The organism is Aequorivita aurantiaca, assembly GCF_030410135.1.
Taxonomy (GTDB): Bacteria; Bacteroidota; Bacteroidia; order Flavobacteriales; family Flavobacteriaceae; genus Aequorivita; species Aequorivita aurantiaca.
On record NZ_JAUGQQ010000041.1, the window covers coordinates 1 to 508 of the forward strand.

Sequence of the window (508 nt, forward strand, 5' to 3'; positions counted from 1 at the left end):
CAAAATTCCCGAAACCTTTTTTATTCGGTTCCGCATTTTTGTCCGCGCAACATTTTATTTTTTTGACCTTAAAAAACAATTTTTCCAAAAAAAAATCGGAAGCTGTTCGGCTGGTTTTCCGGTGCTGTTTCTTTATTATTAAATATTGCACAACGTTTGGTATAACCGCAGTTACGGGTAAATTTAATGTTTTTCGAATAAGCACCTACGGTAGCAATTACGCGTGGATTCGGACGCAGTCGAATCCGCCGTAATTGCGGTTATATATTGTTACCACACGTTTTTTTTACGTTTCTAAAAAACTATAAACTTCTTTTTTTGTCTGTTTTAAATCGATATTTTCGTAACAATGAGAATTCGTTGAAAAATCATCATCATTATCAATAATGAAACAATTTAAAACTTTTTTGTCCAACTGAATCCATAATCCAACATCGGCGAGACAAGTCCGCTCAATTTTTAGTTCTTTATTAATTTCCAAATTCGGGTTTATTTGAGAGCTTTCCGT

The 508-nt window shown here is 33.7% G+C and carries 1 protein-coding gene; it reads right to left on the reverse strand.

The genetic code is table 11. The annotated features are described in order from the left end of the window. Positions 1 to 286: 286 nt before the first annotated feature. A partial coding sequence (locus QRD02_RS14325) for a hypothetical protein (protein WP_290255644.1) occupies positions 287 to 508 on the reverse strand: 222 nt, incomplete at its 5' end.